Here is a 26485-nt window from a genome sequence, read left to right as displayed (position 1 = left end):
GATTGCGGCGCCCCCGTAGCCCAATGGCAGAGGCAAACCCCTTAAAAGGGTTCGAGTGAGGGTTCGAGTCCCTCCGGGGGCACAAGATTGCCTATTTAACTTTCGGCCCGTGACCAGTGAGAATGCGGTCATGGGCTGTTTTTCGGCCCGCTGCCGATTCGGGGTTACTTGGTATAAAGTAGTAACCATGGGGAGCGAGGCGAACCTGGAGGCGGTGTTCCGGGCCGGCGGTGTCCCCCGGCAGATGGTCGACCGTGTCGGGGACAAGTGGTCCATGCTGGTGATCGCCGCCCTGGGGGCCGAGGCTCAGCGTTTCTCCCGGCTCAAGGCCCGGGTCGAGGGGATCAACCAGCGCATGCTGACCCGCACGCTCCGCTCCCTGGAGCGCGACGGCGTCGTCGAGCGCACCGTCCACCCGACCTCGCCACCGCGGGTGGAGTACGTGCTCACCGCGATCGGACGTGAGCTGTTCGTCGCCGTGGCCGCCATCTGCGAGTGGGCCCAGCGCCACCTCGACGAGGTCGAGACGTCCCGGCGGGTCTTCGACGAGAGGGTGGAGAGTCGGGTGTGAGGACCGGGAACCAGGTCCGGGTGCCGTTCGTTGACAGCAGCGGCGGTAGCCGTACGGCCACCTGAACAACTTTAGATACCAGCACGATACGGCCGTGTGACAACCGATCTAATACGCTGATCGCGTAGGTCGCAGCGTGGAGGCAGCGATGGAGAGTAAGAACCCCATTTTCAGTCGGCAAGCCAAGGGCCAGCAGGCCTGGGGCGGGCCGGTCCCGACGCCCGAGCAGCTTCAGGGCATGTACGACGCGCCGTCCTACGCGCCGCCCGCGCAACGGACGATGACGATCGACGACGTGGTCGTGCGCGGCTTCATCACGCTGGGCACGCTCGTCGTGTCGGCGGCGGCCGCCTGGGCGCTCAACCTGGGCGTGGGCGCGATGATCGCCGGTGTGCTCGTCGGCCTGGTGCTGGCGTTGATCGTCTCGTTCAAGCAGAGCACCAACCCGGTGCTGATCCTCGGCTACTCGGTCGCCTACGGCGTGGCCGTCGGCGTGGTCAGCCACGTGTACAACGACCTGTACAACGGCATCGTCTTCCAGGCGGTGGTCGGCACGGCGCTGGCCTTCGGCGCGATGCTGACGGTGTACGCCCTGCGCATCGTCCGGGTCACGCCGAAGTTCACCAAGTTCGTCGTGGCCGCCGGCCTGGCCCTGATGGGCCTCATGCTCGTCAACCTGGTCGCCGGCTTCTTCATCGAGGACGGCATCGGCATCCGCTCGGGCGGCCCGCTGGCCTACGTCTTCAGCATCGCCGCCATCCTGGTCGGCTGCTTCTTCCTGCTGCTCGACTTCGACGAGGTCGAGCGCGGCGTGCGGGCCGGCGCCCCGGAGAAGTACTCGTGGCTGATGGCCTTCGGCCTGACCGTCACCCTGGTCTGGATCTACCTGGAGATCCTGCGCTTCCTGAGCTACTTCACGAGCAACGACTAGCACACGTGGGAAACCCCGCCGGAGCAGGCCTTCGGCGGGGTTTTTCGCGTCCGGGAACGGGCACGCCGGTGAACACAGGGCGACAGGAGATTGACGAATTGCAGTGGAAGACAGCGCCTGAGGGCTTGCTATCTGCGCATTCGTGATGCACTGTCGAGCAAAGGAGCCTATCCGTGGAGGTGCTCATGTCGTTGAACCACTCGCTGGAGACGCAGAACAAGCTGATCGCCAGGGTTCCGGACATCACGGGACGCGCACTCCCAGAGTGGTTCCAAGCTATCGACAACGGCCCGGCTTTCCTACGTTGCGAAGAGCGCGCCAACTGGCTCGCCGATGAGCACGGGCTGTCCCACGGCTACGCCGCCGCGATCGTGCACGAGCACGAGCGGCACCGTCGTACCCGTCACCTGTAAGCCGTCTAACCCGCCAAGCCCGCGCCGCCCCAGTGGTGCGGGCTTCGCCGTGTGAGAGCATGATGGACCCATGGATCTTGACGAGGCCCGCACGTTCCTCCGCGACAACCATCGGGCGGTCATGTTGACCTGGCACGCCGACGGGCGTCCGCAGCTCTCGCCGGTCACCGTGGGCGTGGACGCCGACGGGAAGGCGGTCGTCAGCAGCCGGGAGACCGCGGTGAAGGTCCGCAACCTGCGCCGGGACCCACGGGTGACGCTCTGCGTGACGACCGATGCCTTCTTCGGACCGTGGGTTCAGGTGGAGGGGACCGCGGAGGTCGTCTCGCTGCCCGAGGCGATGGAACCCCTGGTCGACTACTACCGTGACATCTCCGGCGAGCACCCCGACTGGGACGACTACCGGGCCGCCATGGAGCGGGACCGGCGGGTGATCGTGAGGATAGAGATCACCCGCGCCGGGCCCGACGTCCACGGCTGAGTAGCCCTGTCGACGGTCGGCACGTCCCGGGCAACCGCCGGATCCCGCGGAACTCGGCCCGGACCTCGGCTGGTCGAGCGAGCGGGGCGGTGGCCCGGCGGTTGCCCGGGGTGCGCCGGCAGTCTTTCGGCTACCGGCAGGACGAGGGCGCACCGGTGAGCGCCCTCCGCTCCGGCGCACGGCCTCGCGCCGGAGCCGTCGCCCGCGGCCGCCCGCCGGGGCCTGCGGTCCGGTGTCCTGATGCCGGGACTCCGCGCCGTCAACCGAGGGATCGCCGAGGCGTCGGCCAGGTGTTTGACGCCGTAGGCGCCTCACCGGCGCGGCGGGAACCCGAACCCGGCCCACCGGTGCCGTGACCGGAAGAACCCGCCGGGTCCGGGAAACCGTCGCCTGCCGAGCCCGGACGACCGGCGACCCGGCAGGGGTTTCGCCCGCCGCACTAGCTGAGGCGCTCCAGGACCATGGCCATGCCCTGCCCGCCGCCGACGCACATGGTCTCCAGGCCGATCGACTTGTCGTGGAAGGCCAGGCTGTTGATCAGCGTGGAGGTGATGCGGGCGCCGGTCATGCCGAAGGGGTGGCCCACCGCGATGGCCCCGCCGTTGACGTTGAGCCGGTCGATGTCGATGCCGAGATCCTGGTAGGACGGGATGACCTGGGCGGCGAACGCCTCGTTGATCTCCACGAGGTCCACGTCGCCGATGGACATGCCCGCCCTGGCCAGGGCCTGCCGGGAGGCCTCGACGGGGCCCAGGCCCATGATCTCGGGGGACAGGCCGGTCACACCGGTGGAGACGATCCTGGCCAGCGGGGTGATGCCCAGCTCGGCGGCCTTGGTGTCGCTCATCACGATCACCGCGGCGGCGCCGTCGTTCAACGGGCAGCAGTTGCCGGCGGTGACGGTCCCGTCCGGCCGGAAGACCGGCTTGAGCTGGGAGACCGCCTCGTAGGTGGTGCCGGCGCGCGGGCCGTCGTCCTTGCTGACCACGGTGCCGTCGGGCAGGGTCACCGGGGTGATGTCCTTCTCCCAGAAGCCGTTGGCGATGGCCTTCTCCGCCAGGTTCTGCGAGCGGACGCCGAACTCGTCCTGCTCCTGGCGGGAGATGCCCTTCAGTCCGGCGAGGTTCTCCGCCGTCTGGCCCATGGCGATGTAGATGTCGGGCAGCCGGCCGTCCCCGCGCGGGTCGTGCCAGACCTCGCCGCCGCCCTCGGCGGCCTTGGCCGACCGGGCGCGGGCGTCGTCGAAGAGCGGGTTCTGCGTGTCGGGCAGCGAGTCGGAGTTGCCCTTGGCGAAGCGGGAGACGCACTCCACGCCCGCGGACACGAACACGTCGCCCTCACCCGCCTTGATCGCATGCAGCGCCATCCGGGTGGTCTGCAGCGAGGACGAGCAGTAGCGGGTGACGGTGGTGCCCGGCACGCCGTCCAGACCGAGCAGGGTGGCCACCACCCGGCCCATGTTGAAGCCCTGTTCGCCGCCCGGCAGGCCGCAGCCCAGCATCAGGTCGTCGATGGTGTTCGGGTCGAGCTGGGGGACCTTGGCCAGCGCGGCCTGGATGATCTGTACGGTCAGGTCATCGGGACGGATGTCCTTGAGGGACCCCTTGAAGGCGCGTCCGATGGGCGAGCGCGCGGTCGCGACGATGACTGCCTCGGGCATGTGGCTCTCCTGGGTTCGTTTTCAGTCCTCCAGCGGAGCGTACCGCGCGGTATGCCGGAAGCCACGCCCCGGGGCCCCTCCGGAACAGAACTTTGTACTGGACGCACAAGGACTCCGCCCCGCGGCGGTGCCCGACGCCGGGAGAGCGTACGGAGGGGCGCGGGCGGGGGTGTGGGAGACCTGGCCGTACATGCCCGGGGCGGGGGTGTGGCAGATCTAGCCGTACATGCCCGGGGCGGTACCGGCGCCGTCCTTGATGCCGTGGAGGCCGCCCTTCTCGTCGCGCCAGATCCGCCAGCCGCCGTGACTGCCGGTGAACCAGGTCGGCGGGGCGCCGGAGCCGGAGACCCGGGCACCGTCGGCGAGGCGGAACTCGCACAGTGAGGCCACCGAGTAGAAACCCGGGGTCTGGTCCTTGAGCGGGAGCGGCTTGGGGTCGGTCACGCAGAAGGACCAGCCGCGCTCGTTCTTCACCTCGGCGCTGCGGCCGGTGGCGAGGTCGAAGGCGTCGCCCGGCTTGCCGTGCCGCAGGAAGCCGAGCTTCTCCATCCGGGACGGGAACGCCAGCCACCAGCCCGCCTCGGGAACCTGGGTGACCGGGATCTGCCCGAGGACCCGGCCGCTCTCGGCGTCCAGCCGGGCGAACCCCCCGTACCGGCCCTGCTGGTCGACGGGGCGGACCACCGGCGCGAAGGCGGGACTGCCGCTGGGGTAGACGCGCACCACCGACGGGCGCATCCAGTTGACCGTGCCGTCGGCGAGTTTGACGGAGAACAGGCCGAAGGCGGAGACCCTGCCCGTCTTCGGGTTGGTGTAGGGGGCGACGTAGCCGATGAGGTTGCTCGCCGTCGCGCCGAACGACCAGCCGCCCGACAGGTCGACCCCGGCGCCGAGCGCCTGCTCGACGGGGAGGCGCCAGGCGACCTCACCGTTCTTCAGGTCGCGCGCTTCCAGGACGGGATGGCGGGCCAGGCGCAGGAACACCGCGCGGGAGTCGTCGGACCACTCGACCTCGGCGATGCCGGAAAGCTTCCACCTGGTCTCGCCGGTGGCCGGATCGAGCACGGAGACCCGGGCGCCGGTGAGCGCGGTGTGCTCGGAGACGCACACCAGCCTGCCGCACCGCTGCGGGCCGAAGGTGGAGTGCACCGGGCGGCTCCACCGGCGCTCGCCGGTGCGGGCGTCGCGGCCGACGAGCGTGGCGTTCCAGCGGCCCTGCCGGGTGGGGTCGACCGCCACCGCGACGGCCTGCCCGGGGGCGGTCTCCACGATCGCCGGGGCGGGAACCCCCATGCCGGGCAGGCGGCCGGCCATGGTCGCCGGGTGGGACCACAGCTTCCTGCCCGTGGCGAGGTCGAGGGCGACCGTCTCCAGCGTGCCGTCCGGCTTCAGGGAGGTCGTGGCGGCGACGCCGGCGGCGGAGGCGGTGCGGCTGACCGCGTTCACCTCGGCGTTGTGCCATGTGGGATGGTCCGGGATGGCCGCTTCGCTGCCGGAGCAGCCGGTCAGGGCGAGGGCTCCGGCGAGCACCAGGGCCGGGTTCGCGAGGGGCCGGATCACGGGCATTCCACTCCAATGGGGGCGAGGCGTAACGGCTCCGCCGCGGAGGGTAACCGCTCTCAGGCGTCGTCGGGCTGCGCCCCGGGCCGCCGGCGGAGCATGGTCACCCATCGTCCGTAGGTGCCGGTCGCTCGGCCGGCGACACGGGTCGCGGAGACCTCGGCGCCGGGCTCCTCCACGGCCTTGGCCGCCGCGAGGTAGATCGACTCAGTGCGCTGGATCCGCGAATCTGGCCACAGTTCCAACGCACTGCATACAGAAGGTAGCACCGCGTAAGCAACCTGTAGATAACCTTGAGCAGATGGGTGGTAACGATCAAGACTGAACAACTCGGTCGGGTTCGTGTCGAACTCCGGTCCCAGCAGGTCCGCGAAGGCCACCGTCCGCCCGCCCGCCTCGACCACGGCGACCGTCTGGGCGGCGGCGAGCTGCCGGCTCCAGCGGCGCGTCACCCAGCGCAGCGGCTGCGCGATCGGCCGGACCGTGCCCAGGTCGGGGCAGGTGCCGACGACCACCTCGGCACCCGCCTCCCGTAACCTGCGCACGGCCTTCTGCAGGTGCCGTACGGCCTGCGCGGGCGGCGTCTGCGTGGTGATGTCGTTGGCGCCGACGAAGATGACCGCGATCTCCGGCCGCGCCTTCAGCGCCTCGTCCACCTGGTCGCCCAGCTGTGCGGAGGCCGCTCCGGACTTCCCCGCCACGGTCAGCCGCACCGGCCGCTCGGCGATCACCGCCAGGCCGTGGGCGATCAGCACGCCGGGCGTCTCGCCGGGCTCGGCGGCGCCCAGGCCGACGGACGTCGAGTCGCCGAGCATGACCATCCGGATCGGCTCGCCCGCGAAGGCGCCGTAGACGCCGTCCGAGGGTGGTCCCTCCATACCGTGCGGCCGGCCCACGATGCGGCGGGCCACCAGGGCCTCGGCCAGCAGCAGGCCGTAGGTCGCCGCGCCCAGCGCGGTGATCCCCCCTCCGCCCATCGCCGCGGCGGCCGCGATGCGCCGGGCGGTCCGCACCGCCCCGGGCGTCCAGATCACGTGGCGTCGCTCCCTCCGTACGGGGCGGTAGCGTTGCCTTGAAAGGCCAGCCGAGTCCCCGCCACCCCCACGGGATCACGGCGATCAAGAGAACAAGCTGACAGAGCTTCGGTATTTCGAGGTGATCATCCCGGTGCGCGTATATGACTCACTCGTCGAGTTGATGGGCAACACCCCTCTCGTCCGGTTGAAAGCGGTGACGGAGGGCCTGCCGGCCCAGGTGCTCGCAAAAGTGGAATACTTCAACCCCGGCGGCTCGGTCAAGGACCGCATCGCGGTGCGCATGATCGAGGCCGCCGAGCGGTCCGGAGAGTTGCGTCCGGGCGGCACGATCGTGGAGCCCACCTCCGGTAACACGGGCGTCGGCCTGGCGATCGTGGCCCAGCAGCGCGGTTACCGGTGCCTGTTCGTGGTGCCCGACAAGGTGGCCCAGGACAAGATCTCGGTGTTGCGGGCCTACGGGGCCGAGGTCGTGGTCTGCCCCACGGCCGTCGCGCCCGATCATCCCGAGTCCTACTACTCGGTCTCCGACCGGCTGGCCAGGGAGACGCCGAACGCCTGGAAACCCGACCAGTACTCCAACCCCAACAACCCCGACAGCCACTACCACTCGACCGGCCCCGAGATCTGGGAGCAGACCGAGGGGCGGATCACCCACTTCGTGGCGGGCATCGGCACCGGCGGCACGATCAGCGGCGCCGGGCGCTACCTCAAGGAGGTCTCCGGCGGCCGGGTCAAGGTCATCGGCGCCGACCCGGAGGGCTCGGTCTACTCCGGCGGCACCGGCAGGCCGTACCTGGTCGAGGGCGTGGGCGAGGACATCTGGCCCGCCACCTACGACACCACGATCTGCGACCGGATCATCGCGGTCTCCGACAAGGACTCCTTCGGCATGACCAGGCGCCTGGCCCGCGAGGAGGCGCTGCTGGTGGGCGGCTCCTGCGGCATGGCCACGGTCGCGGCGCTCCAGGTGGCCAGGGAGGCGGGCCCGGACGACGTGGTCGTGGTGCTGCTGCCGGACGGCGGCCGGGGTTACCTGTCGAAGATCTTCAACGACGAGTGGATGGCCGACTACGGCTTCCTGACCACCTCCACCGACGAGGGCCTGGTCAAGGACGTGCTCCGCGGCAAGGGCTCCGGCCTGCCGGAGTTCGTGCACACCCACCCGCACGAGTCGGTCGACACGGCCATCTCCATCATGCGCGAGTACGGGGTCTCACAGCTCCCGGTGATGAAGGAGGAGCCGCCGGTCATGGCCGCCGAGGTGGTCGGCTCGATCCTGGAGCGCGACCTGCTCGACGCCCTCTACCGGGGGCGGGTCCGGCCCACCGACCCGCTGGCCGAGCACATGTCCCAGCCGCTGCCGACGCTCGGCGCGGGGGAGCCGGTCTCCATCGCGGTCGAGGCGCTGGAGAAGGCCGACGCCGCCGTCGTCCTCGACGACGGCAAGCCGGTCGGCCTGCTCACCCGCCAGGACCTGCTGGCCTTCCTGGCCAACCGCTAGCCCCGTCCCCGGCCGGGCGCACCGGGCGGTCCCCTCGCCGGGCTAGACGGGGACCTCGGCCATGACCTCCCAGGCGCCCGCGGGGGTGGGACCGGCCACGAGGCGGCCGCCGAGCGCCTCGACGCGCTCGGCCATGCCCACCAGGCCGAAGCCACCCCCGAGGCGGGAGATCCTGGTGTCGGCCGCCGAGCCGTAGTTGCGCACCCGCAACCGTACGGTCCGTCCGGCGGCGGGCGCGTCGTCACGCGCGTTCCGCTGCCCCCGCGCCTGCGCGCCCGTGCTCTCGGCCCAGGCGCGGAGATCCGAGCCGTCGGTCAGCTTGAGGTCCGCCTCGACCCAGCCGGTGTCCGGGGCGTGCCGGCGCACGTTCGTCAGCGACTCCTGCAGGACGCGGTGGAGCGTGGTCATCGCCTCCGGGGCCAGGGTCTCGTCGGTGATGCCCGCCCCGATGTCGAAGGCGACCTGCGGGCCGCCCGCCGAGAAGCGCTCGACCATGGTGCGCATGTCCATGAGTGTGCTGCCGGGGGAGCGGGCGGCCTCGTCCTCCGCGCGCAGCACGCTGACCAGGCGGCGCATCGAGGTCAGCGCGTCGGCCCCGGCGCCGGCGATCGCCTCCAGGGCGGGGAGCACGGCCTCCGGCTTCTGCTCGGCGACGACCTTGGCGGCCTGGGCCTGTACGACGATCCCGGTGATGTGGTGGGCGACCAGGTCGTGCAGCTCCCTGGCGAGCTCCAGACGTTCGGCCCGCCGTACCGCGCTGACGGCCTCCCGGCGGCGCTCCAGCTGGAAGCGGAGGTAGGCGCCGATCCCCGCGGCGAACGACCAGCCGACGAAGAGCAGGAAGCCGATGCCCACCGACGCCTCCGCCTGGTTCACGCGAGCGGCCGAGGCCTCAAGCACGACCATCGCCGCGAGGGAGAACACGGCGGCCCGCCGGACCGGCTCGATCGCGCGCAGCCCGCCGATCGTGAGGATCAGCAGGGCACCGGTCTCGGCCAGGCCGGGTGAGCCGTCGTCGCCCGTGCTCGCGATGATCAGGGTGGCCGCGAACGACACCGCCATCAGGGCGACGAACCCGCCGACCCGCCTGTTGCGGCGCCACAGCACGGCCAGGACTCCCACCGCGCCGCATACGGGGACCAGCCAGCGGGCGCCCGGTCCGGCGTCGGTCACCGCGATCGTCACCATGAGGTCGATCAGGAGCAGCAGCAGAAGCCAGCCGATCAGGGCGATCTCGCTGAGCCTCTTGATCCAGTAGACGATCCGGTGTGTTTCCCCCACGCTCCCTGAGCCTAGGCCGGACGGTGGACATGTCATATCAGCCGTTCGGCCGAGAGGTCCCCTGCCGGACCGGTCCTTCAGCGGAGGTGGAACAGGGGGGTCGTCGCCGATGCTTGACGTGTCGAAGGGGAGTGGGAGATGACCGTCATCGGGATCGTGGTACTTGCTCTGGGGCTCGTGGTCGCCGTCGCTCTGACGCTCGCCGACCCGGTCCTGCTCTCGCGGATCAACGGTGAGCACGCCCAGGGCGGCAGCGGCCGTCACATCCAGGCGCCGCCGATCGCCGCGTGGGAGGCACGGCGGGCGTGGGGAGCGCGGGAAGAGGGCGTGCGGGCCGCGGGCCGCGAAGCGGCGGACACCGTGTGGGACGGGGGCGTGGGCGGCGGGGTGGTACCGCTGCCGGCGCGCCGTGCCGAGGACCGGGAACCGCAGGCGGCGTGAGAATCCATCGGGTGTGAGGACCCACCGGGAAAGTCCCGGGACGCACGGCGGTTGCGGGACCGCCGCCCGGGACGCCGACCGGCCCGTGGCTCGCTGGGGGGCGGACCACGGGCCGGTCGGCGGATGCCGGCGCGCGTCCGCCGGACGGGGCGGACGTAGCGGCATGCCGCGGTGGCCGCGGCTTTTGCGAGTAGCGTTGGCGATATGAACCAAGGATTCGAGACGTTGGCCATCCACGCAGGTCAGGAGCCCGACCCTTACACCGGGGCCGTCGTTCCGCCGATTTACGCGGTGTCCACCTACAAGCAGGACGGCGTGGGCGGGTTGCGCGCCGGATACGAGTACAGCCGCTCCGCCAACCCGACCAGGACCGCTCTGGAGCAGGCCATGGCCGCGGTCGAGGGCGGTGTCCGGGGCCTGGCGTTCGCCTCGGGCCTGGCGGCCGAGGACACGGTGCTGCGCACGGTCTGCAAGCCGGGTGACCACGTCATCATCCCGAACGACGCGTACGGCGGCACCTACCGGCTGTTCGCGAAGGTTCACGAGCGCTGGGGACTGCACTACGACCCGGTCCCGCTGAACAACCTTCCGGCGGTCGCGGCGGCCATGACCCAGAAGACGAGGATCATCTGGGTGGAGACCCCCACCAACCCGCTGCTCGGCATCGCCGACATCGCCGCCCTGGCCGAGCTCGCCCGCGACAACGGGGCGCTGCTCGTGGTGGACAACACCTTCGCCTCCCCGTACCTCCAGCAGCCGCTGGCCCTGGGCGCGGACGTGGTGGTGCACTCCACCACCAAGTACGTCGGCGGCCACTCCGACGTGGTCGGCGGCGCCCTCGTGGTGCGTGACGAGGGCCTGGGCGAGCAGCTCGCCTATCACCAGAACGCGATGGGCGCGGTGGCCGGGCCGTTCGACGCCTGGCTGACGCTGCGCGGGCTCAAGACGCTCGGGGTGCGGATGGAGCGCCACTGCGACAACGCCGAACGCGTGGCGGACCTGTTGCTCGCCCACCCGCGGGTGATCTCGGTCCTCTACCCGGGCCTGCCCGAGCACCCCGACCACGAGGTGGCCGCCAAGCAGATGAGGCGCTTCGGCGGCATGGTCTCCTTCCGGGTCGCCGGGGGTGAGGCCGAGGCGGTCGAGGTGTGCAACCGGGCCAGGCTGTTCACCCTCGGCGAGTCGCTCGGCGGCGTGGAGTCGCTGATCGAGCATCCCGGCCGGATGACCCACGCCTCGGCGGCGGGCTCGCCGCTGGAGGTCCCCGCCGACCTGGTCCGCCTCTCGGTCGGCATCGAGTCGGTCGACGACCTGCTCGCCGACCTCAGCCAGGCGCTGGGTTAGCGGCGCCCCGGTGTGGTCAGCTCGGGTCGCCCCAGACCATCAGGACCAGGATGACGATCCAGATCAGCGCGACCACGCCGGAGAGGGCGGCGACCCGCCCGGTCTGCACCTTGGCGTCGTCATCCGGGTTCTCGCTGGAGAGAACCCGGATGGCGCTGCCCTGGTCGCGGGCGATCATGACCAGCAGTACCGCCGCGACGATGAAAAGCGTCATGGAGGCCGACAGGTACGGCCTGCCCAGGAACTCCCGGCCCAGGATCAGCCCGAACAGGAAGACGCCGATGGACGCGATGCCGTAGATGCGTGTGGTCTTGTGGAGGTACCGGAGGACGTTGACATCCTTGGCGCGGATGAACCTGGGAGTGGACATCGTGGCGGCGGTCACCGGCCCGAGCGCGAAGATCGAAAAACCGATGTGCAACCAGAGCAGCAGGTTGGTCATGCGCCAGACATTAGTCTCCGGTGATCTCCTCCGGATACGGCTCGCGTGAGCCTTTTCGGGCCGCTGGCCTTCCTGAATGTTCTTTTGAACGATATTTCGGGGAAGCGGGTGAATGTTCTTGGGCGGGGTGGACGAGTGTCCTCGGGTGTCGTCGCGCGGCGGAACCGGTCAGTCGCCTTCGATGGTGTCGTGCCTGTCGCGGACCGGCACCAGGCACAGTTCGTAACACACGCAACCGATGAGCATCAGCGCCACGAGGACTCCCGCGACCATCGGACTCACTTTTCTCTTCCCTTCGGACGTCTCATGCCGTTTACACAAGAAGAGACGGGATGCCGAACGGAGAAGTTGTTGCGGAGAGGTAACGTATTGGTCAAGGAGTGATATAGGTCATTGGGGATGATCGATCTTCCCATTTCGCCCTGACCATCCCGATGGGGTGAGTAGGATCACTGGCGGGCCCGTTCCCGCGTGATGAGGTCGCCGGCGGTGCTGCCGCGATCGTGCCGGGCGGGCGTCCCGTCGGAGAAGAAGCACAATGGCACGAGGGAGTGCCCGCCGTGGGTGTCAAACATGTCGAGCCGTACACCGATGAGTGGCGGCACCAGCCCGCCTTCTACGCCGGTCGCGTCGTGGAGGCGCTGGGCGACCAGGTCGAGGACTGGTGGGAGGGCCCCTGCGACCCGCGCACCGTGACCGTCCGCCTGACCGGTGGCGACGCGTTGGTCTGGGACGAGGAGAGCGGCTGGCGCCGCGGCCGCTACCTCGGCGGCGACCGCGACACCCCGACGACGCTGGCCGACGCCCGCTACCTCGGCGGCGGCCTCCTGCTCTCCCCCGAGCGGCTCCCCGCGGCGGTCGCCGACGCCCGCGCGGGAGTCGGCAACAGCACGGCCTGGCGGCCCTGCTACCGCTCCTACCGCCACTACCGCGACGGTTTCGACCTGGCGCTCAACGCCTACGTCGCCTACGCCGGCAGGTGAACCGGGCCGCCGGGTAGGCGGGCCGCCGGTGCGCGAGAGCGAGGCCACCGCGCCTCGCCGGCGCGCACCGGGCCAGCGCCGGAGGGGCACGGGCGGAACCGGCCGGCTCGCGTACGGCTGAGCCGCCTCCCGCCTCCCGACGGCCGCCGGGAGGCGCGGCGGTCAGCGGGAGCGGCGGTCAGCGGGAGCGGCGGGCGCGCAGGAAGTCGCTGACGACGTATTCGCCCAGGCGGTCGGCGCCGGGCGAGAAGACACGGCCGCCGTTGCGCCGGCCGACCTCGTTGACGAACTCCTTCAGCCGCTCGTCGTCGGCGAGCATGAACACGTTGAGTGTGGCCCTGCGCCGGGTCATCTTGTCGACTTCGGCGAGCGTCAGTTCGAGCGTCTCCTGGGTGGGCGGCCACTCGAAGGCGGCCGAGCCGTTGCGTCGCAGGTGGGCGGTGGGTTCACCGTCGGTGACCACGAGCACGACCGGCTCGAAGTCGGGGTGGCGGTCCAGGTGACGTCCGGCGATCAGCAGGGCGTGGTGCAGGTTCGTCCCCTGGACCATGTCCCATTCCAGCCCCGCCAGCTCGTCGGGTTGCAGCACGCGGGCGTAGTTGGAGAAGCCGATGATCTGCACCGCGTCCTGTGGGAACTTGGCGGCGACCAGCGCCTGCAGGGCCAGCGCCGTCTGCTTGGCGGCGGCCCAGGTGCCGCGCAGCGCCATCGAGTAGGACAGGTCGACCAGCAGGCACACCGCGGCCGCCGTGCGCCGCTCGGTCTCGGCCACCTCGAAGTCGTCGACCGACAGGCGTACCGTCCCGGTGCTCCCGCCGCGCCGCACACCGTTGACGACCGTGCGGACCACGTCGATCGGCTGCTCGTCACCGAACCGCCAGGGGCGTGCGGAGCCGGTGAGCTCCCCGGCCGAGCCCGCGTCCGTCTGGTCGTGGTCGCCGCGGCGGCCCGCCTCCAGGGAGGAGAAGACGCGGCGCAGCGCGGTCTCGCCGAGGCGGCGGACGGCCTTGGGCGTGAGCTCCAGCTTCCCGCGCTGGCGGCGCAGATAGCCCTGCCGCTCCAGCTCGCGCTCGATCTGCTTGAGCGCCTCCAGGTCGTCGACCGCGGCGCGGCCCAGGGCGCGCCGGATCGCCGCCTCGTCGATGTCGTCCATGCTCGCACCGGGGTAGTCCTGGCGGAGCGCGGCCTCCAGCTGGGTCAGGTCGGCGAGTTCGTCCAGCGCGCTCACCGCGTCGGACATCCCCATGGGCTCGTCGCCGCTCATCCGCTCGGGGGTGTTCCAGGCGAGGTCGGGACGGCGGGCGTACAGGGACTCGCCCAGGCGGCGCATCTGCTCGGCCAGCCCGGCCTGCTCCAGCGTCTGGTCGATGAGCTGGTTGAGCTCCTCCCGCTGGGCGGGAGTCAGCGAGGCCAGCAGGCGCTGGGTGGCCGCCGCCCGGCGGGCGAGGGTGTCGACCAGCTCCTCCAGGTTCCGCGGCGACTCCGGGAACATGTCTCCATATTTCGACATGAATTCCTCGAAGTCGGCCTGGGTGTGCTCGCCGCGGGCGTCCCGGTCGAGCATGTCGTTCAGGTCGGACATCATCTGCCCGACCCGCTCCATGGCGGCCGGGTCGGGGTTGGCCAGCGCCTGCCGCATGCCCCGGAACTGGCTGTCGAGCACCTCCCTGCGCAGCAGGTCGCGCAGCTCCTCGAAGGTCTGCCGGGCCGCCGCCGAGCGCCACCGGTAGTCACTCAGCTCCCGGATCGCGCTCGCCGTGTCGTCGGGCAGGGCGGCCAGCTCCGCCTCGCGCATCCGGGCGTCGTCGGAGGGGTCCGGGAACAGCTCGGCCCGCTCCTGGCCGATCGCCTTGTCCAGCAGCGCCCTGGCCCGCTCCAGCGTGCCGTCCAGACGCCCGCGCTCGCGCAACTCACGGCGGCGGCGCCGCACCTCGCGCAGCAGCTCGTCGAGCCCGCGCCGGTCCGGCGCGCCCGGCAGGCCCTCCTTGAGCAGGTCACGCAGCGCGTGGCCCGGGTTGGAGCCGGACAGGATGGCGTCACCCATCCGGTCCAGCGCCGAGCGGACGTCGTACGGGGGAGCGAGGGGGTCGGGCCCGTCCCGGTACTCGCCGTAGCGGTAGCTCATGCCGGCCTCTCAGGTGCGGTAGACCGCCGTGCCGTCCACCTCGTCCTTGGACAGCCGGCGCAGGAGGTAGAGCCCTTCCATCGCGAACTCCAGCGCGGCGGCGGCGTGTCCCGGGGACTCGTCGCCGATGCCGAGCTGGGACATGATCCTGGCCAGGCCCGGGACGGGGCCGATCCTGCGCAGCAGCTCGGCGGCGGGGACCATCGTCCCCGACTCGACCTGGACGCCGTCGGAGAACTTCTCCAGCAGCGGGTTCAGGTCCGTACCGCCGAGCGTGCGCCGGAACGTCTCGGCCACGGCCCGGCGGAGCAGGTGCGCGAGGACCTCGGTCTCCCGGCCCTCCTCGCTGACCTCGAACTCCACCTTGCCGCGGAGCGTGTGCACGATTCCCGGCAGGTCGGCGACCCGGGTCACCGCGTGCTCCTCGCCGGTCAGCGCGGCACGTCGTACGGCGGAGGCGGCGGCGGTCTCGGCGGCCGCGATGGAGAAGCGGGCCGACACCCCGGACCGCGCGTCGACGGCGGTCGACTCGCGCACCATCCGGGTGAAGCGGGCGATCACCTCGATCAGGTGGTCGGGCAGGTCGGCGCCCACCTGGCCGAGCGCGGCCTCCTGGCGGATCAGGACCAGCTCGGTCTCGATCGAGAGCGGGTAGTGCGTGCGGATCTCGGCGCCGAAGCGGTCCTTCAGCGGAGTGATGATCCGGCCGCGGTTGGTGTAGTCCTCGGGGTTGGCGCTGGCGATCAGCAGGACGTCCAGGGGCAGGCGCAGGTTGTAGCCCCGGACCTGGATGTCGCGCTCCTCCAGCACGTTCAGCAGCGACACCTGGATCCGTTCGGCCAGGTCGGGCAGCTCGTTCACGGAGAAGACGCCCCGGTTGCTCCGGGGCACCAGGCCGTAGTGGACGGTCTCCGGGTCGCCGAGCGTGCGCCCCTCGGCGATCTTGATCGGGTCGATGTCACCGATCAGGTCGCCGACGGACGTGTCGGGGGTGGCGAGCTTCTCGCCGTACCGGTCCTCCCGGTGCTTCCAGGAGATCGGCAGTTCCTCGCCCGCGCCCGTCGCCAGGCGGCGGCAGCGCACGCACGAGGGCGCGTAGGGGTGGTCGTTGATCTCGCAGCCCTCGACGACGGGCGTCCACTCGTCGAGGAGACCCGTCACGGTGCGGATGAGCCGGGTCTTGCCCTGGCCGCGCTCACCCAGCAGGACCAGGTCATGCCCGGCGAGCAGCGCGCGCTCCAGCTGCGGCAGGACGGTGTCGTCGAAACCTACGATGCCGGGAAACCGCTGCTCTCCGGCCCTGAGCCTGGCCAGGAGGTTCTCACGGATCTCGGCCTTTACCGTGCGGTGGATATGGCCGCTCGCGCGTAGTTCGCGCAGAGTACGTGGCTCTGGGATTTGAGGCACAGGATCGAGACTACGTCCCCCGCGCCCGATCCGGCACTCTCCTCCCTCTCGCGGATCTTGACGATTGCGTGATGGTCCATGCGAGTGCATGCCCCCGCAGTGGGGAGAATCGCTCCAAGACAAGGCTTCGGGAAAGCTCCCGGGGTGTGACTCACGACGGGCTCCGGGGGAAGCCTCCGAACGGAATTTCACAGTAACGTCACGACGAATCACGGCACGCCCCGGGCGGGGTCGCAGACGCGCCCTGCGGGCGAGCCGTCAGACATGAGGGAGAGGCGAGACGAGTGGCGCTGATGACGAGCCGTTTCGCCGATGGCCTCGCGGTGGGGTCCGATCTGGTCGCCGCAGCCGAGACCGCCGTGCGCCAGGCCCTGTCCGGACTGTCCGGTCCGGCCGACCTGATCTGTTTCTTCATCTGCGGGGACGATCCCGACGAGGTCTCCCGAGCCGGGCTGCGCGCGATGAGCATCGCCCCCGGCGCCGCCGTCCTCGGATGCAGCGCCACCGGGGTCATCGGCGACGGGCAGGGGGTCGAGGTGACCCCCGCGGTGAGCGCGTGGGCCGCCACTTTGGAAGGGGCCCGGCTGACGACCTTCGCGCTCGACACGTTCCGGGCCGACGACCGCTTCGTCGTGGTCGGCCTGCCAGAGCGCCGTCCCGACGACCGGGCCGCCATCCTGTTCGCCGACCCCTACAGCTTCCCCACCGACGGCTTCGTCGAGCGCTCCGGGGAGGTCCTGGGCGACCTGCCGCTGATCGGCGGCCTGGCCAACGCCATCCAGGGCCGCGGCGCGGTGCGGCTCTTCGCCGACGGGGAGGTCCACAGCGAGGGCGCCGTGGGGGTGCTGCTCAGCGGCCCGGTCAACGTCAGCACCGTGGTCAGCCAGGGGTGCCGCCCGATCGGTCCCACGATGGCCGTCACCGAGGCCGAGGACAACCTCCTCCTCGAACTCGCCGGCCAGCCCGCCCTGGCGCGGCTGGAGGAGATCGTCACCGCGCTGGACGAGGACGACCGCGACCTGGTCGCCTCGGGCCTGCAGATCGGCGTCGCCATGGACGAGTACGCCGAGCGGCACGAGCGCGGCGACTTCCTGATCCGGGGCGTGCTCGGCATCGACCCCGAGCGCGAGGCGGTCGCCATCGGCGACGTCGTCGAGATCGGCCGCACCGTCCGCTTCCAGGTCCGCGACGCCGCCACCGCCGACGAGGACCTCTACGAGCTGCTCGACTCTCACCGCGAGCAGCTCGGCCGGGTCGACGGCGCTCTGCTGTTCTCCTGCAACGGTCGCGGCTCGGCCATGTTCGGCAACTCCAACCACGACGCCGTCGCCGTCCGCGACACCCTCGGGCCCATCGGCGTGGCCGGTTTCTTCGCCGCCGGCGAGATCGGCCCCGTCGGCGGCCACAACCACGTCCACGGCTTCACCGCCTCGGTCCTGGTCTTCTCCGCCCGCCCGCCCGCCGACCGGCCCTGATCTCCGCAGGCGCCAGGGCCGGCTGCCGCGGATCGGCGGTCTCGCCCCGAGGCGTGTTCGCGCCTGCCGGTATGTCGTCGGTCGTCCTCCGCGCGGATCGCCGGGTGGTCAGCCGACCTTGAGCTGCTCGTCGCCGAAGTCGGCGATGAGCCTGAGGGTGCCCCCGAGCGCGGCCACGTATCGATCCAGGACCTCACGCGTCGACACGTCGCCCCTCTCGATCTGCGATACCCGCCCGACCGAGACACCCATGCTCTCCGCGACCTGGTTCTGGGTGAGCCCGCGCCGTTTGCGCATCTCGGCGAGGCGCCATGCCTGGTTTTCGTCTCGTAGACGCCGGACCTCCGCTTCGAACCGCTCCGGACCACCCGCGGTCTCGATCGCGCGCTCCAGATGGCCGCTCTCCCGCCACCCGCGATGGCTGCTCACTGCGTCATCTCCTTCTGCCGATCCACCAGGTAGATCTCATATAGCCGCTCGGCTCTCGGGATCGCCTCCCGGTACCAGCGTTCCCAATTGCCTGCCTTGTCTCCCGCGACCAGCAGGATCGCCGCTCGCCACGGGTCGAAGACGAACAGGATCCGGATCTCGCTACGACCCGCGGATCCAGGTCGAAGCTCCTTCATGTTGGAGATCTTGGATCCCGCGACGCTGTCCACCAAAGGTCGCCCTTCGGCCGGGCCGCTGCGCTCCAGGATCAGGATCGCCTGGTTGACCAGTTTGTGTGACTCCTGATCGGTCTCATGGAGTACGTCGAGGAACTCTTCCACCTCCCTGGTGAGAAGGATCTCCCATTCGCCCACGCTGCTCCCAACTCCAACCGATATTTAGAATATCCTAAACTTCCGTGTGGTGATCGAGTGGGGAAACGGCCGATCGCTGTGCGGAGGAGAGGGACGTCGTCGGTGCCGCCGGTTTCTTCGCCGCCGGCGAGATCGGCCCCGTCGGCGGCCACAACCACGTCCACGGCTTCACCGCCTCGGTCCTGGTCTTCTCCGCCCGCCCGCCGACCGGCCCTGACCCCGGCGGACGCCGGAGCGGGTTTCGCGGTCGCTGATCGTGTTCGCAGGAGTTCCCGCCCGGCCGGGTATGCGGCCGCCCACTCCATGGGCGGCCGAGCGGTCATGGACGTCGGTGAGACCCGCGGTGCCTTCTGCCCGGCTGCTTCTCCCGCCCTTGAGCCTCCGCGCTCGACGTGGGTGCCCGGCGAAACTCGACCGGACGGGAGGTCCCGCCCTGCGCGTACGATGGCCCGCATGGCCGACTCCCGGGTGACCTTCGAGGACGTGGTCGCCGCGCGTGAGCTGCTGGCCGACGTCGCCCTGCGCACGCCGATCCTCCACTCCCACGTGCTCTCCGGCGTCGTCGGCGGGCCCGTCCACCTCAAGTGCGAGAACCTGCAGCGGTCGGGGTCGTTCAAGATACGCGGGGCCTACGTCAGGATCGCCCACCTGAGCGAGGAGGAGCGGCGGCGGGGCGTGGTCGCGGCCAGCGCGGGCAACCACGCGCAGGGGGTGGCGCTGGGCTCGGGCCTGGTCGGCGCCGGGGCGACGGTCTACATGCCGGAGGGGGCGCCGCTGCCCAAGGTCGCCGCGACCCGCTCCTACGGCGCCGAGGTGATCTTCGCGGGCCACACCGTGGACGTCGCGCTGGCCCGGGCGAGGGAGCACGCCGAGCGGACCGGGGCGGTGTTCATCCACCCCTTCGACCACCCCGACGTGATCGCCGGGCAGGGCACGATCGGACTGGAGATCGTGGAGCAGCTCCCCGAGGTCGGCACGATCGTGATGTCACTGGGCGGCGGTGGGCTGGCCGCGGGGGTCGCGCTCGCGGCCAAGTCGCTCCGGCCCGGCATACGGATCGTCGGCGTGCAGGCCGAGCAGGCCGCCGCCTACCCGGTCTCGCTGGCGGCGGGGCACCCCGTCGAGGTCGAGCCCGCCGTCACGATGGCCGACGGCATCGCGGTGGGCCGGCCGGGGGAGCTGCCCTTCGAGCTGATCCACTACCTGGTCGACCACGTCGTCACGGTCAGCGAGAGCGACATCTCCCGGGCGCTGGTGCTCTGCCTGGAGCGCGCCAAACAGGTCGTCGAGCCCGCCGGGGTGGCCGGGGTGGCCGCGATCCTGGCCCAGCCGCAGGTCTTCGAGCCCCCCGTGGTCGCCGTGCTCTCCGGCGGCAACATCGACCCGCTGCTGCTGGCCAAGGTCCTCCGGCACGGTCTGGCCGCCGCCGGACGCTACCTCACCCTGCGCGTGCCGCTCTCCGACCGGCCGGGCGCGCTGGCGGCGCTGCTGACCAGGATGGCGGAGCTCGGCGCGAACGTGCTCGACATCGTGCACGAGCGGCTGGGCATGCATCCCGGGGACGTGGAGGTCCAGCTCCAGCTGGAGACCAGGGGGCCCGCCCACTCGGAGGAGGTGCTGGGCACCCTCCGGGCGGACGGGTACAAGATCGTCATCGGGTGAGCCGCGGGTCCGCGAGCCTGCGGACCCGCGGCGGGCGGCGTCACCAGGTGGTCGGCTTCTTCGGGGTGAACAGCCAGGCGTCGAAGAGCGCGTCGAGGTCCTTGCCGGAGATCTTCTCCGCCAGCGCGGTGAACTCCGCGGTCGTGACGTGACCGTACCTGTGCTCGGTGTTCCAGTCCTTCAGGAGCTTGAAGAACGCCGCGTCGCCGATGCGCTGCCTGAGGGCGTGGAGCGTCATGCCGCCGCGGACGTAGACGGAGTTGTTGAACAGGTCGTCCGGCTTGGCCTCGCCCGCCGGGTAGCTCCAGATGGGGTCGTTCGCGGGGGCCGCGTAGTTCCTGCGGAAGAGCTGTTCGGCGGTCGCGCGCCCCTTGTGCTCCGACCAGAGCCATTCGGCGTAGGTCGCGAAGCCCTCGTTGAGCCAGAGCTCCCGCCACCGCTTGACGGTCAGGCTGTTGCCGAACCACTGGTGGGCCAGCTCGTGGCTGATGATGTCCTCGTCCGGGTCGAACCCGCCGTAGATGGGTTTGGTCTGGTTCTCCAGCGCGTAGCCCGCCGGGAAGTCGTCGACGACGCCGCCGGTGGAGTCGAACGGGTAGGGGCCGAAGACCGTGCTCCAGTAGTCGGTCATCTCCCCCGACAGTTTGTACAGCTTGTCCAGCGAACCGCGGAACCTCGGGTCGGCGGCCACGAGGTTCCTGATGCCCGAGGCGGTCTTGCCCTGACGCAGCTCGAACTTGCCCAGCGTCATGGTGGCCAGGTAGCTGGCCATCGGGTCGTCCTCACGCCAGACGAAGGTCGTCTTGCCCCCGGCGGTCTTCGGCGCGCCGACGAGCTCGCCGTTGGCCAGCGCGGTCACCCCCTTGGGCACCGTGATCTCGAAGTCGTAGCGCGCCTTGTCGAGCGGGTGGTCGTTGCCGGGGAACCAGGTCCGCGCCCCGTTGGGCTGGCAGGTCACGAACGCGCCGTCCTCGGTCGGGATGAAGCCGTACGTGCCCAGGTTGGAGGAGTTCCTGACGGGCTTGGGCTCCCCGGCGTAGGCGACCTCGACGGTGAAGTCCGCCCCGTCCGCCACGGGCGCGGCCGGGATGACGGTGAGCTCGTCCTTGGCCCGTTCGTACCGGGCGGGCCGGCCGTCGACGGTGACCCTGTTGATCGTGAATCCGGACAGGTCGAGGTTGAACCTCGCCAGCTCCTGGGTGGCCTTCGCCTCGATCGCCGCGACCCCGGTGAGGTGCTTGGCCGAGGGGTCGTAGCCGAGCTTGAGCCGGTAACGGCCGACGTCGTAGCCGCCGTTGCCGTCCGTCGGGAAGTCGGGGTCGCCGATCCCCGGCGCGCCGACGTTCTTCGCGGCCGGTGAGTCGGGACCCGTGGCCGAGCTCGCGGCCGGTCCCGGCGCGCTGTCCCCGTTCGAGGCCGCGCAGGCGGCCGTACCGAGCGCGCCGAGGACGGTGGCGGTCGCCGCGACGACCAGCCGGCTGGACACCATACCTGAAAGCCCCCCTGTCCCGGCCCGGACCGAACCGGGCCCCGTACAGGGCACACTACCGCCCGTGACCTGGGCTGATCAGGCGTCTACGACAAGCGTCCTGGCCGCGAGGTCGTGCACGGCCTGCTTGCGCGGCTGGAAAAGGATGAATGCCAGATCTATCCACCCCAGGCAGCAGGTGGCGTACATCACCCACGCCACCAGCTGGCGGAGCGCGGCCTGGGCGACGCCGGCCCGCCCCCCGGCGACGTCGACCACCCGCAGGCGGAAGACCTTCTTGCCGAGTGTCTGCCCGTTCCAGAAGGCGGTCAGCAACCAGTAGTACAGGAAGCCGATGAGTGAGACCAGCAGGGTCTGCGTGTACGGCACCTCGATCGAGACGCCGCCGGCGGGGTTCGTGACCGTGGTGACGGTCTGGTACGTGAACGGCGAGGAGATGAGGCCGATGACGAGCATGTCCAGCAGGCCCGCGAACAGGCGGCGCCAGCGCCCGCCCAGCCGCATGGGCTCCGGGCCCGGACCCTGGCCGGGCGGCCCGCCGAAGGGGGCGTAGCCGTAGTCGAAGCCGGGGCCGGGGCCGGGGGCGTAGCCGGGGCCCGGCGCGGGGCCTCCGTAGCCCGGGCCGGGCCCCGGTGACGGGCCCGGCCCCGGCTCGTCCGGCGGCGGCGGTGTCGGTACTGATCCCATGAAGCCTTGATCGCCACGGGACCGCCATCGCAAAGCCAACGGCGGTTACAGGTTGCCCCTGCACTGCCCCGGGGCGGGTCGCGGACCGCTCCCCGGCCGGGCCGGGGGGAGGCCGTCTCCCATCCGGGCCGCGGTTACAGGTTGCCCCTGCGGTCCTGCTCGCGCTCGATCGCCTCGAACAGCGCCTTGAAGTTGCCCTTGCCGAAGCCGAGCGAGCCGTGCCGCTCGATGAGCTCGAAGAAGACCGTCGGACGGTCCTGCACCGGCTTGGTGAAGATCTGGAGCAGGTAGCCGTCCTCGTCGCGGTCGACCAGGATCCTGCGCTTCTTCAGCTCCTCGATCGGCGCGCGGACCTCGCCGATGCGGGCGCGCAGCTCGGGGTCGTCGTAGTAGGAGTCCGGGGTGTCGAGGAACTCCACGCCGGCCGCGCGCATGTAGTCCACGGTGCTGAGGATGTCGTTGGTGGCCAGCGCGATGTGCTGCACGCCGGGGCCGCCGTAGAACTCCAGGTACTCGTCGATCTGCGACTTCTTCCTGGAGATCGCCGGCTCGTTGAGCGGGAACTTCACCTTGCGGGTGCCGTCCGCGACCACCTTGGACATCAGCGCCGAGTACTCGGTGGCGATGTCGTCGCCGATGAACTCCGCCATGTTGGTGAAGCCCATGACCCGCTGGTAGAACTCCACCCACTCGTCCATCTTGCCGAGCTCGACGTTGCCGACGCAGTGGTCGACGGCCTGGAACAGGCGGCCGTTGCGCACGTCCGGGGGGGCCACGACGGGCTTCGCCGCCGCGTATCCGGGCAGGTACGGGCCGGTGTAGTTGGAGCGGTCGACCAGGGTGTGCCGGGTCTCGCCGTAGGTGGCGATCGCCGCGACGACCACCTTGCCGTGGTCGTCCTCCAGCACGTGCGGCTCCACCAGCCCGCGCGCCCCCTGGGCGAGCGCGTGGGTGTAGGCCGCCTCCACGTCGGGGACCTCGATGGCCAGGTCGATCACACCGTCGCCGTGCTCGGCCACGTGCCGGGCGAGGTCGGTGCCGGGGCGCACCGAGGCGCGGAACTCGAACCTGGCGCTTCCCGAGGTGAGGACATACGCCACCTCGTCACGGCTGCCGTTCTCCGGGCCCCGGTAGGCCACGAGCCGCATGCCGAACGCGCTGGAGTAGTAGTGGGCGGCCTGCTTGGCGTTGCCCACGGCGAAGACCACGGCGTCCATACCGTTCACAGGGAAGTTGTCGCTCATGCGACAACTGTCTGTTTTGGTGGCCGGGTTGTGCAACACTCACTTGATTCGATGGACAATATGCACACCTACTCTCCGGTCAGAGCGGAGTTCTTGTACATCATGACGATTGATCAACTCGACGCCCGGCTCATCGCCCTGCTGGCGGCCGAGCCCCGGCTGGGGGTGCTGGAGTGCTCGCGGCGGCTCGGCGTGGCCAGGGGGACCGTGCAGGCGCGGCTCGACCGGCTGATCGCCCGGGGGGTGGTCACCGGCTTCGGCCCCGACGTCGACCCGGCCGCGCTCGGCTACGACGTGACCGCGTTCGTGACCCTGCAGATCCGTCAGGTCAGCGGGCACGACCCGGTGGCCGACCAGCTCGCCGCGATCCCGGAGGTGCTGGAGGTGCACACGATCACCGGTGGCGACGACATGCACTGCCGGGTGGTGGCGCGCAGCAATGCCGATCTGCAGCGGGTAATTGACCTGATCGTTGACGTCCGGGGCGTGGTCAGGACCTCGTCGGTCATCGCCTTGGACACTCCTGTGCCATACCGAGTTCTGCCTTTGGTGGCCGATGTCCCGCGCAAGGGGAAGGGGTAGCCGTACCATGTCAAGCAGAGACCACACACCGTTATCCATCGTTTACCCTTAACGGTTCCTGCGGCCGACAAGGGTCGCGGCGGTTCCGATCGGGGGGTCACGCGTGCTAAAGGGCGGGACGGGAAGTCCCAGGAGGAAGTTCCTGAGGATCACGCTCATCGTCTTCGGCGTCACCGTCGTCTCGGTGGCCGGCCTGCTCGGGGTGGTGTGGGCGATGACCCCCATCCCCGACAGCACGCAGCCCAAGGCCACCGCGCAGGGCTCGGTGATCTACTACCGCGACGGCAGGACCGTGCTCGCCAGGCAGGGCGTCAACCGCAAGAGCGTGGCGCTCGCCAAGGTCCCGGAGAGCCTCAAAAACGCGGTCATCGCCGCCGAGAACCGCTCGTTCTACGAGGACCAGGGCGTCTCGTTGCGGGGCACCTTCCGCGCCATGTGGTCCACGCTCACCGGTAACCAGGTCCAGGGCGGCTCGACGATCACCCAGCAGATGGTCCGCAACTACTACAGCGGCCTCAGCCAGGAACGTTCCATCGTCCGCAAGCTCAAGGAGGTCATGATCTCCTTGAAGGTGGACCAGTCGAAGTCCAAGGACTGGGTCCTGGAGCAGTACCTCAACACGATCTACTTCGGCCGGGGCGCCAACGGCGTCCAGGCGGCGGCGGACGCCTACTTCCGCAAGGACGTCGGCAAGCTGACCCTCGCCGAGAGCGCGTACCTCGCGGCCGTCATCCAGCAGCCCTCACGGTTCGCCGACCCGCGGGGCACCGACCTCGACGCCGCCAGGGCACGCTGGAGGTCGGTGATCGACGGGATGGTGACGACCGGGGCCGTCACCCCCGAGGAGGCCGCCCGGGTGACCTTCCCCACCCTCAGGAAGCCCAGGGCGATCTTCACGCCCAAGGGGCAGGAGGGTTACATGCTCGACCAGGTCACGGCCGAGCTCAAGCGCCGGGGCTACACCGACGAGGTCATCAACCAGGGCGGCCTGAAGATCGTCTCGACCTTCGACAAGGATCTGATGGCCGCCGCCGAGCGCGCCGTCACCTCGGTCCTGCCGGAGAGCACCCCGAAGAAGGTCCGCACCGGGCTGGCCGCCGTCGACCCCGCCACCGGCGAGGTCCTCGCCTTCTACGGCGGCCGCGACTACACCGCCAACAAGTTCGACAACTCCTTCTCGGCGAAGGTGCAGGCCGGGTCCACCTTCAAGGCCTACACGCTGGCCGCGGCCCTGGAGAACGGCCTCGGCCTCGACACCCGGGTCGACGGCAACTCGCCGCTGCGCGTCGCCTCGGCCGGCACCGACATCCCCAACTCCGGCGGTCGCTCCTACGGCCAGATCAACCTGGTCGAGGCGACCCAGAGCTCGGTCAACACCGCCTTCGTCGACCTGGGCCAGAAAGTCGGCCTCGGCAAGGTCCTCAAGGTCGCCGAAGACGCCGGCATCCCCGCCGAGCAGCTGGACCCGCACCGGGGGGCCGCCACGCTCCCGCTCGGCGTCGCCTCGGTGAGCGCCGTGCAGAACGCCTCCGGCTTCGCCACCTTCGCCGCCGAGGGCGTCCACCGAGAGGCCCACGTGATCCGCTCGGTCACCGATGCCGGGGGCCGGACCACGAAGAGCTCCACCAAGGGCGAGCGGGCCTTCGGCGAGCAGACCGCGGTGGACGCCACGTACGCGCTGACCCAGGTCGTCGAGGCCGGCACCGGCGCGGCCGCCCGCCTCTACGACCGTCCGGTGGCGGGCAAGACCGGCACCACCGACGAGTCGGCGGCCGTGTGGTTCGCCGGGTTCACCCCGCAGCTCTCGGTGGCGGTCAACATGTTCCGCGACGACAACAAGCCGGTCACGGTGGACGGCAGCGCCCTGTACGGCGGCACCTACCCGGCCCAGATCTGGCGCGCCTTCATGACCGAGGCGATGGCGGGCAAGCCGGTCAAGGAGTTCAAGGAGCCGTCCACCTACGGCTACCTCCCCTACGGTGACGACCCCGGCGTCGGCTACCCCGCCGACGAGGGTGACGATCAGGGCGTCGGCACGCGATCGCCGGTCCCCGGTGACACGGGCACCCCGGCCCCCGACGCGAGCGCCGGGCCCGACGAGCAGACCCCCGCCCCCGACCAGACCTCGGCCCCCGACACCGGTGGCGACGGCGGTGACGGCGGTGACGGTGGCGACGGCGAGCTGGAGGAGCAGGACACCGGCGCGGGGCCGAGCCGCGGCCTCGGCGACTCCACCCTGCTCTCCCCGAACGGCTGAGCGCCCGTCCCGGACGGGGCGCCCTCCGGGACGGCTGAGCGCCCTTCTCGGACGGCCGGGCGCTCTCCCGGACGGTCGGGTGCCCTCCCCGGGCGGCTGGGCGCCCCTC

24 protein-coding genes and 1 tRNA gene are annotated in these 26485 nt (G+C 70.8%); 13 read left to right on the top strand and 12 right to left on the bottom strand.

The window, feature by feature from the left end:
* The first annotated feature begins 9 nt into the window (after window positions 1–9).
* The 5 genes from ABD841_RS09985 (at window position 10) to ABD841_RS09965 (ending at window position 2396) form a co-directional block, all read left to right on the top strand.
* Window positions 10–82 (top strand) — tRNA-Leu (locus ABD841_RS09985).
* A 105-nt stretch (window positions 83–187) separates the two neighbouring features.
* Window positions 188–571, top strand: a complete 384-nt coding sequence (locus ABD841_RS09980; RefSeq protein WP_344969993.1) for a winged helix-turn-helix transcriptional regulator — start codon at window positions 188–190, stop codon at window positions 569–571.
* A 148-nt stretch (window positions 572–719) separates the two neighbouring features.
* Window positions 720–1502, top strand: a complete 783-nt coding sequence (locus tag ABD841_RS09975; protein WP_344969991.1) for a Bax inhibitor-1/YccA family protein — start codon at window positions 720–722, stop codon at window positions 1500–1502.
* A gap of 185 nt (window positions 1503–1687) precedes the next feature.
* Window positions 1688–1915, top strand: a complete 228-nt coding sequence (locus ABD841_RS09970; protein WP_184545132.1) for a DUF4287 domain-containing protein — start codon at window positions 1688–1690, stop codon at window positions 1913–1915.
* 70 nt (window positions 1916–1985) lie between these two features.
* Window positions 1986–2396, top strand: coding sequence for a PPOX class F420-dependent oxidoreductase (locus ABD841_RS09965; protein ID WP_344969989.1), 411 nt, complete (start codon window positions 1986–1988; stop codon window positions 2394–2396).
* 439 nt (window positions 2397–2835) lie between these two features.
* Here the strand turns inward: ABD841_RS09965 and ABD841_RS09960 are convergent, their stop codons facing one another.
* The 3 genes from ABD841_RS09960 to ABD841_RS09950 all read right to left on the bottom strand — a co-directional run bounded on the left by ABD841_RS09960 (window position 2836) and on the right by ABD841_RS09950 (window position 6650).
* The gene (locus ABD841_RS09960; protein WP_344969987.1) at window positions 2836–4056 is read right to left on the bottom strand and encodes an acetyl-CoA C-acetyltransferase; all 1221 of its coding nucleotides are present in this window, start codon (window positions 4054–4056) and stop codon (window positions 2836–2838) included.
* A gap of 216 nt (window positions 4057–4272) precedes the next feature.
* Window positions 4273–5622, bottom strand: coding sequence for an outer membrane protein assembly factor BamB family protein (locus tag ABD841_RS09955; RefSeq protein WP_344969986.1), 1350 nt, complete (start codon window positions 5620–5622; stop codon window positions 4273–4275).
* Between the two features lie 53 nt (window positions 5623–5675).
* Entirely contained in the window at window positions 5676–6650 is a 975-nt protein-coding gene (locus ABD841_RS09950) for an SGNH/GDSL hydrolase family protein (protein ID WP_344969984.1), read from the bottom strand.
* Between the two features lie 133 nt (window positions 6651–6783).
* Between ABD841_RS09950 and ABD841_RS09945 the strand changes: the two genes are divergently transcribed.
* A complete protein-coding gene (locus ABD841_RS09945) occupies window positions 6784–8154 on the top strand; it encodes a cystathionine beta-synthase (RefSeq protein WP_344969983.1) in 1371 nt (456 codons plus the stop codon).
* Between the two features lie 42 nt (window positions 8155–8196).
* Here the strand turns inward: ABD841_RS09945 and ABD841_RS09940 are convergent, their stop codons facing one another.
* The gene (locus ABD841_RS09940) at window positions 8197–9435 is read right to left on the bottom strand and encodes a histidine kinase (protein WP_344969981.1); all 1239 of its coding nucleotides are present in this window, start codon (window positions 9433–9435) and stop codon (window positions 8197–8199) included.
* A gap of 138 nt (window positions 9436–9573) precedes the next feature.
* Here ABD841_RS09940 and ABD841_RS09935 point away from each other — a divergent pair, with 138 nt between their 5' ends.
* A complete protein-coding gene (locus ABD841_RS09935) occupies window positions 9574–9876 on the top strand; it encodes a hypothetical protein (protein ID WP_344969979.1) in 303 nt (100 codons plus the stop codon).
* Window positions 9877–10080: 204 nt separating this feature from the next.
* Entirely contained in the window at window positions 10081–11220 is a 1140-nt protein-coding gene (locus ABD841_RS09930) for a cystathionine gamma-synthase (RefSeq protein WP_344969978.1), read from the top strand.
* Window positions 11221–11236: 16 nt separating this feature from the next.
* On the opposite strand, the gene ABD841_RS09925 is transcribed toward ABD841_RS09930, so the two are convergent.
* On the bottom strand, window positions 11237–11662 hold the full coding sequence (locus ABD841_RS09925) for a hypothetical protein (RefSeq protein ID WP_344969976.1): 426 nt from the start codon (window positions 11660–11662) through the stop codon (window positions 11237–11239).
* A gap of 560 nt (window positions 11663–12222) precedes the next feature.
* Between ABD841_RS09925 and ABD841_RS09920 the strand changes: the two genes are divergently transcribed.
* Window positions 12223–12645, top strand: a complete 423-nt coding sequence (locus ABD841_RS09920) for a DUF6292 family protein (RefSeq protein ID WP_344969975.1) — start codon at window positions 12223–12225, stop codon at window positions 12643–12645.
* A gap of 178 nt (window positions 12646–12823) precedes the next feature.
* Here the strand turns inward: ABD841_RS09920 and ABD841_RS09915 are convergent, their stop codons facing one another.
* Entirely contained in the window at window positions 12824–14770 is a 1947-nt protein-coding gene (locus ABD841_RS09915; protein ID WP_344969973.1) for a hypothetical protein, read from the bottom strand.
* A 9-nt stretch (window positions 14771–14779) separates the two neighbouring features.
* The gene (locus ABD841_RS09910; RefSeq protein ID WP_344969972.1) at window positions 14780–16177 is read right to left on the bottom strand and encodes a sigma 54-interacting transcriptional regulator; all 1398 of its coding nucleotides are present in this window, start codon (window positions 16175–16177) and stop codon (window positions 14780–14782) included.
* Window positions 16178–16470: 293 nt separating this feature from the next.
* Here ABD841_RS09910 and ABD841_RS09905 point away from each other — a divergent pair, with 293 nt between their 5' ends.
* A complete protein-coding gene (locus ABD841_RS09905) occupies window positions 16471–17652 on the top strand; it encodes an FIST signal transduction protein (protein WP_344969970.1) in 1182 nt (393 codons plus the stop codon).
* A gap of 108 nt (window positions 17653–17760) precedes the next feature.
* On the opposite strand, the gene ABD841_RS09900 is transcribed toward ABD841_RS09905, so the two are convergent.
* Complete coding sequence (locus ABD841_RS09900) at window positions 17761–18081, bottom strand: helix-turn-helix domain-containing protein (protein WP_344969969.1); 321 nt, start codon at window positions 18079–18081, stop codon at window positions 17761–17763.
* The gene (locus ABD841_RS09895) at window positions 18078–18455 is read right to left on the bottom strand and encodes a type II toxin-antitoxin system RelE/ParE family toxin (RefSeq protein ID WP_344969967.1); all 378 of its coding nucleotides are present in this window, start codon (window positions 18453–18455) and stop codon (window positions 18078–18080) included. Before ABD841_RS09895 ends, ABD841_RS09900 begins: the two co-directional genes overlap by 4 nt.
* Before the next feature lie 453 nt (window positions 18456–18908).
* Here ABD841_RS09895 and ilvA point away from each other — a divergent pair, with 453 nt between their 5' ends.
* Window positions 18909–20117 (top strand): threonine ammonia-lyase, encoded by a 1209-nt coding sequence (gene ilvA / locus ABD841_RS09890; RefSeq protein WP_344969965.1) that lies wholly within the window; start codon window positions 18909–18911, stop codon window positions 20115–20117.
* 40 nt (window positions 20118–20157) lie between these two features.
* Here the strand turns inward: ilvA and ABD841_RS09885 are convergent, their stop codons facing one another.
* The 3 genes from ABD841_RS09885 to hppD all read right to left on the bottom strand — a co-directional run bounded on the left by ABD841_RS09885 (window position 20158) and on the right by hppD (window position 23537).
* Window positions 20158–21606, bottom strand: a complete 1449-nt coding sequence (locus tag ABD841_RS09885) for a M1 family metallopeptidase (RefSeq protein ID WP_344969964.1) — start codon at window positions 21604–21606, stop codon at window positions 20158–20160.
* Window positions 21607–21684: 78 nt separating this feature from the next.
* Window positions 21685–22293: an RDD family protein gene (locus ABD841_RS09880; RefSeq protein ID WP_344969962.1), complete on the bottom strand. Its 609-nt coding sequence runs from the start codon at window positions 22291–22293 to the stop codon at window positions 21685–21687.
* Window positions 22294–22427: 134 nt separating this feature from the next.
* The gene (hppD, locus tag ABD841_RS09875; protein ID WP_344969961.1) at window positions 22428–23537 is read right to left on the bottom strand and encodes a 4-hydroxyphenylpyruvate dioxygenase; all 1110 of its coding nucleotides are present in this window, start codon (window positions 23535–23537) and stop codon (window positions 22428–22430) included.
* A gap of 102 nt (window positions 23538–23639) precedes the next feature.
* Here hppD and ABD841_RS09870 point away from each other — a divergent pair, with 102 nt between their 5' ends.
* Together ABD841_RS09870 and ABD841_RS09865 are read left to right on the top strand one after the other, a co-directional pair.
* Window positions 23640–24119 carry an Lrp/AsnC family transcriptional regulator gene (locus tag ABD841_RS09870; protein ID WP_344969959.1) on the top strand — a complete coding sequence of 160 codons (480 nt, stop codon included), beginning with the start codon at window positions 23640–23642 and terminating at the stop codon, window positions 24117–24119.
* A 103-nt stretch (window positions 24120–24222) separates the two neighbouring features.
* Window positions 24223–26376, top strand: a complete 2154-nt coding sequence (locus tag ABD841_RS09865) for a transglycosylase domain-containing protein (RefSeq protein ID WP_344969957.1) — start codon at window positions 24223–24225, stop codon at window positions 26374–26376.
* Window positions 26377–26485: the final 109 nt, after the last annotated feature.

The organism is Streptosporangium fragile, from assembly GCF_039534445.1.
In the GTDB taxonomy this organism is placed as follows: domain Bacteria; phylum Actinomycetota; class Actinomycetes; order Streptosporangiales; family Streptosporangiaceae; genus Streptosporangium; species Streptosporangium fragile.
Note: the sequence above shows the minus strand (reverse complement) of the source record. Positions and strands in the feature narration are given on the sequence as shown.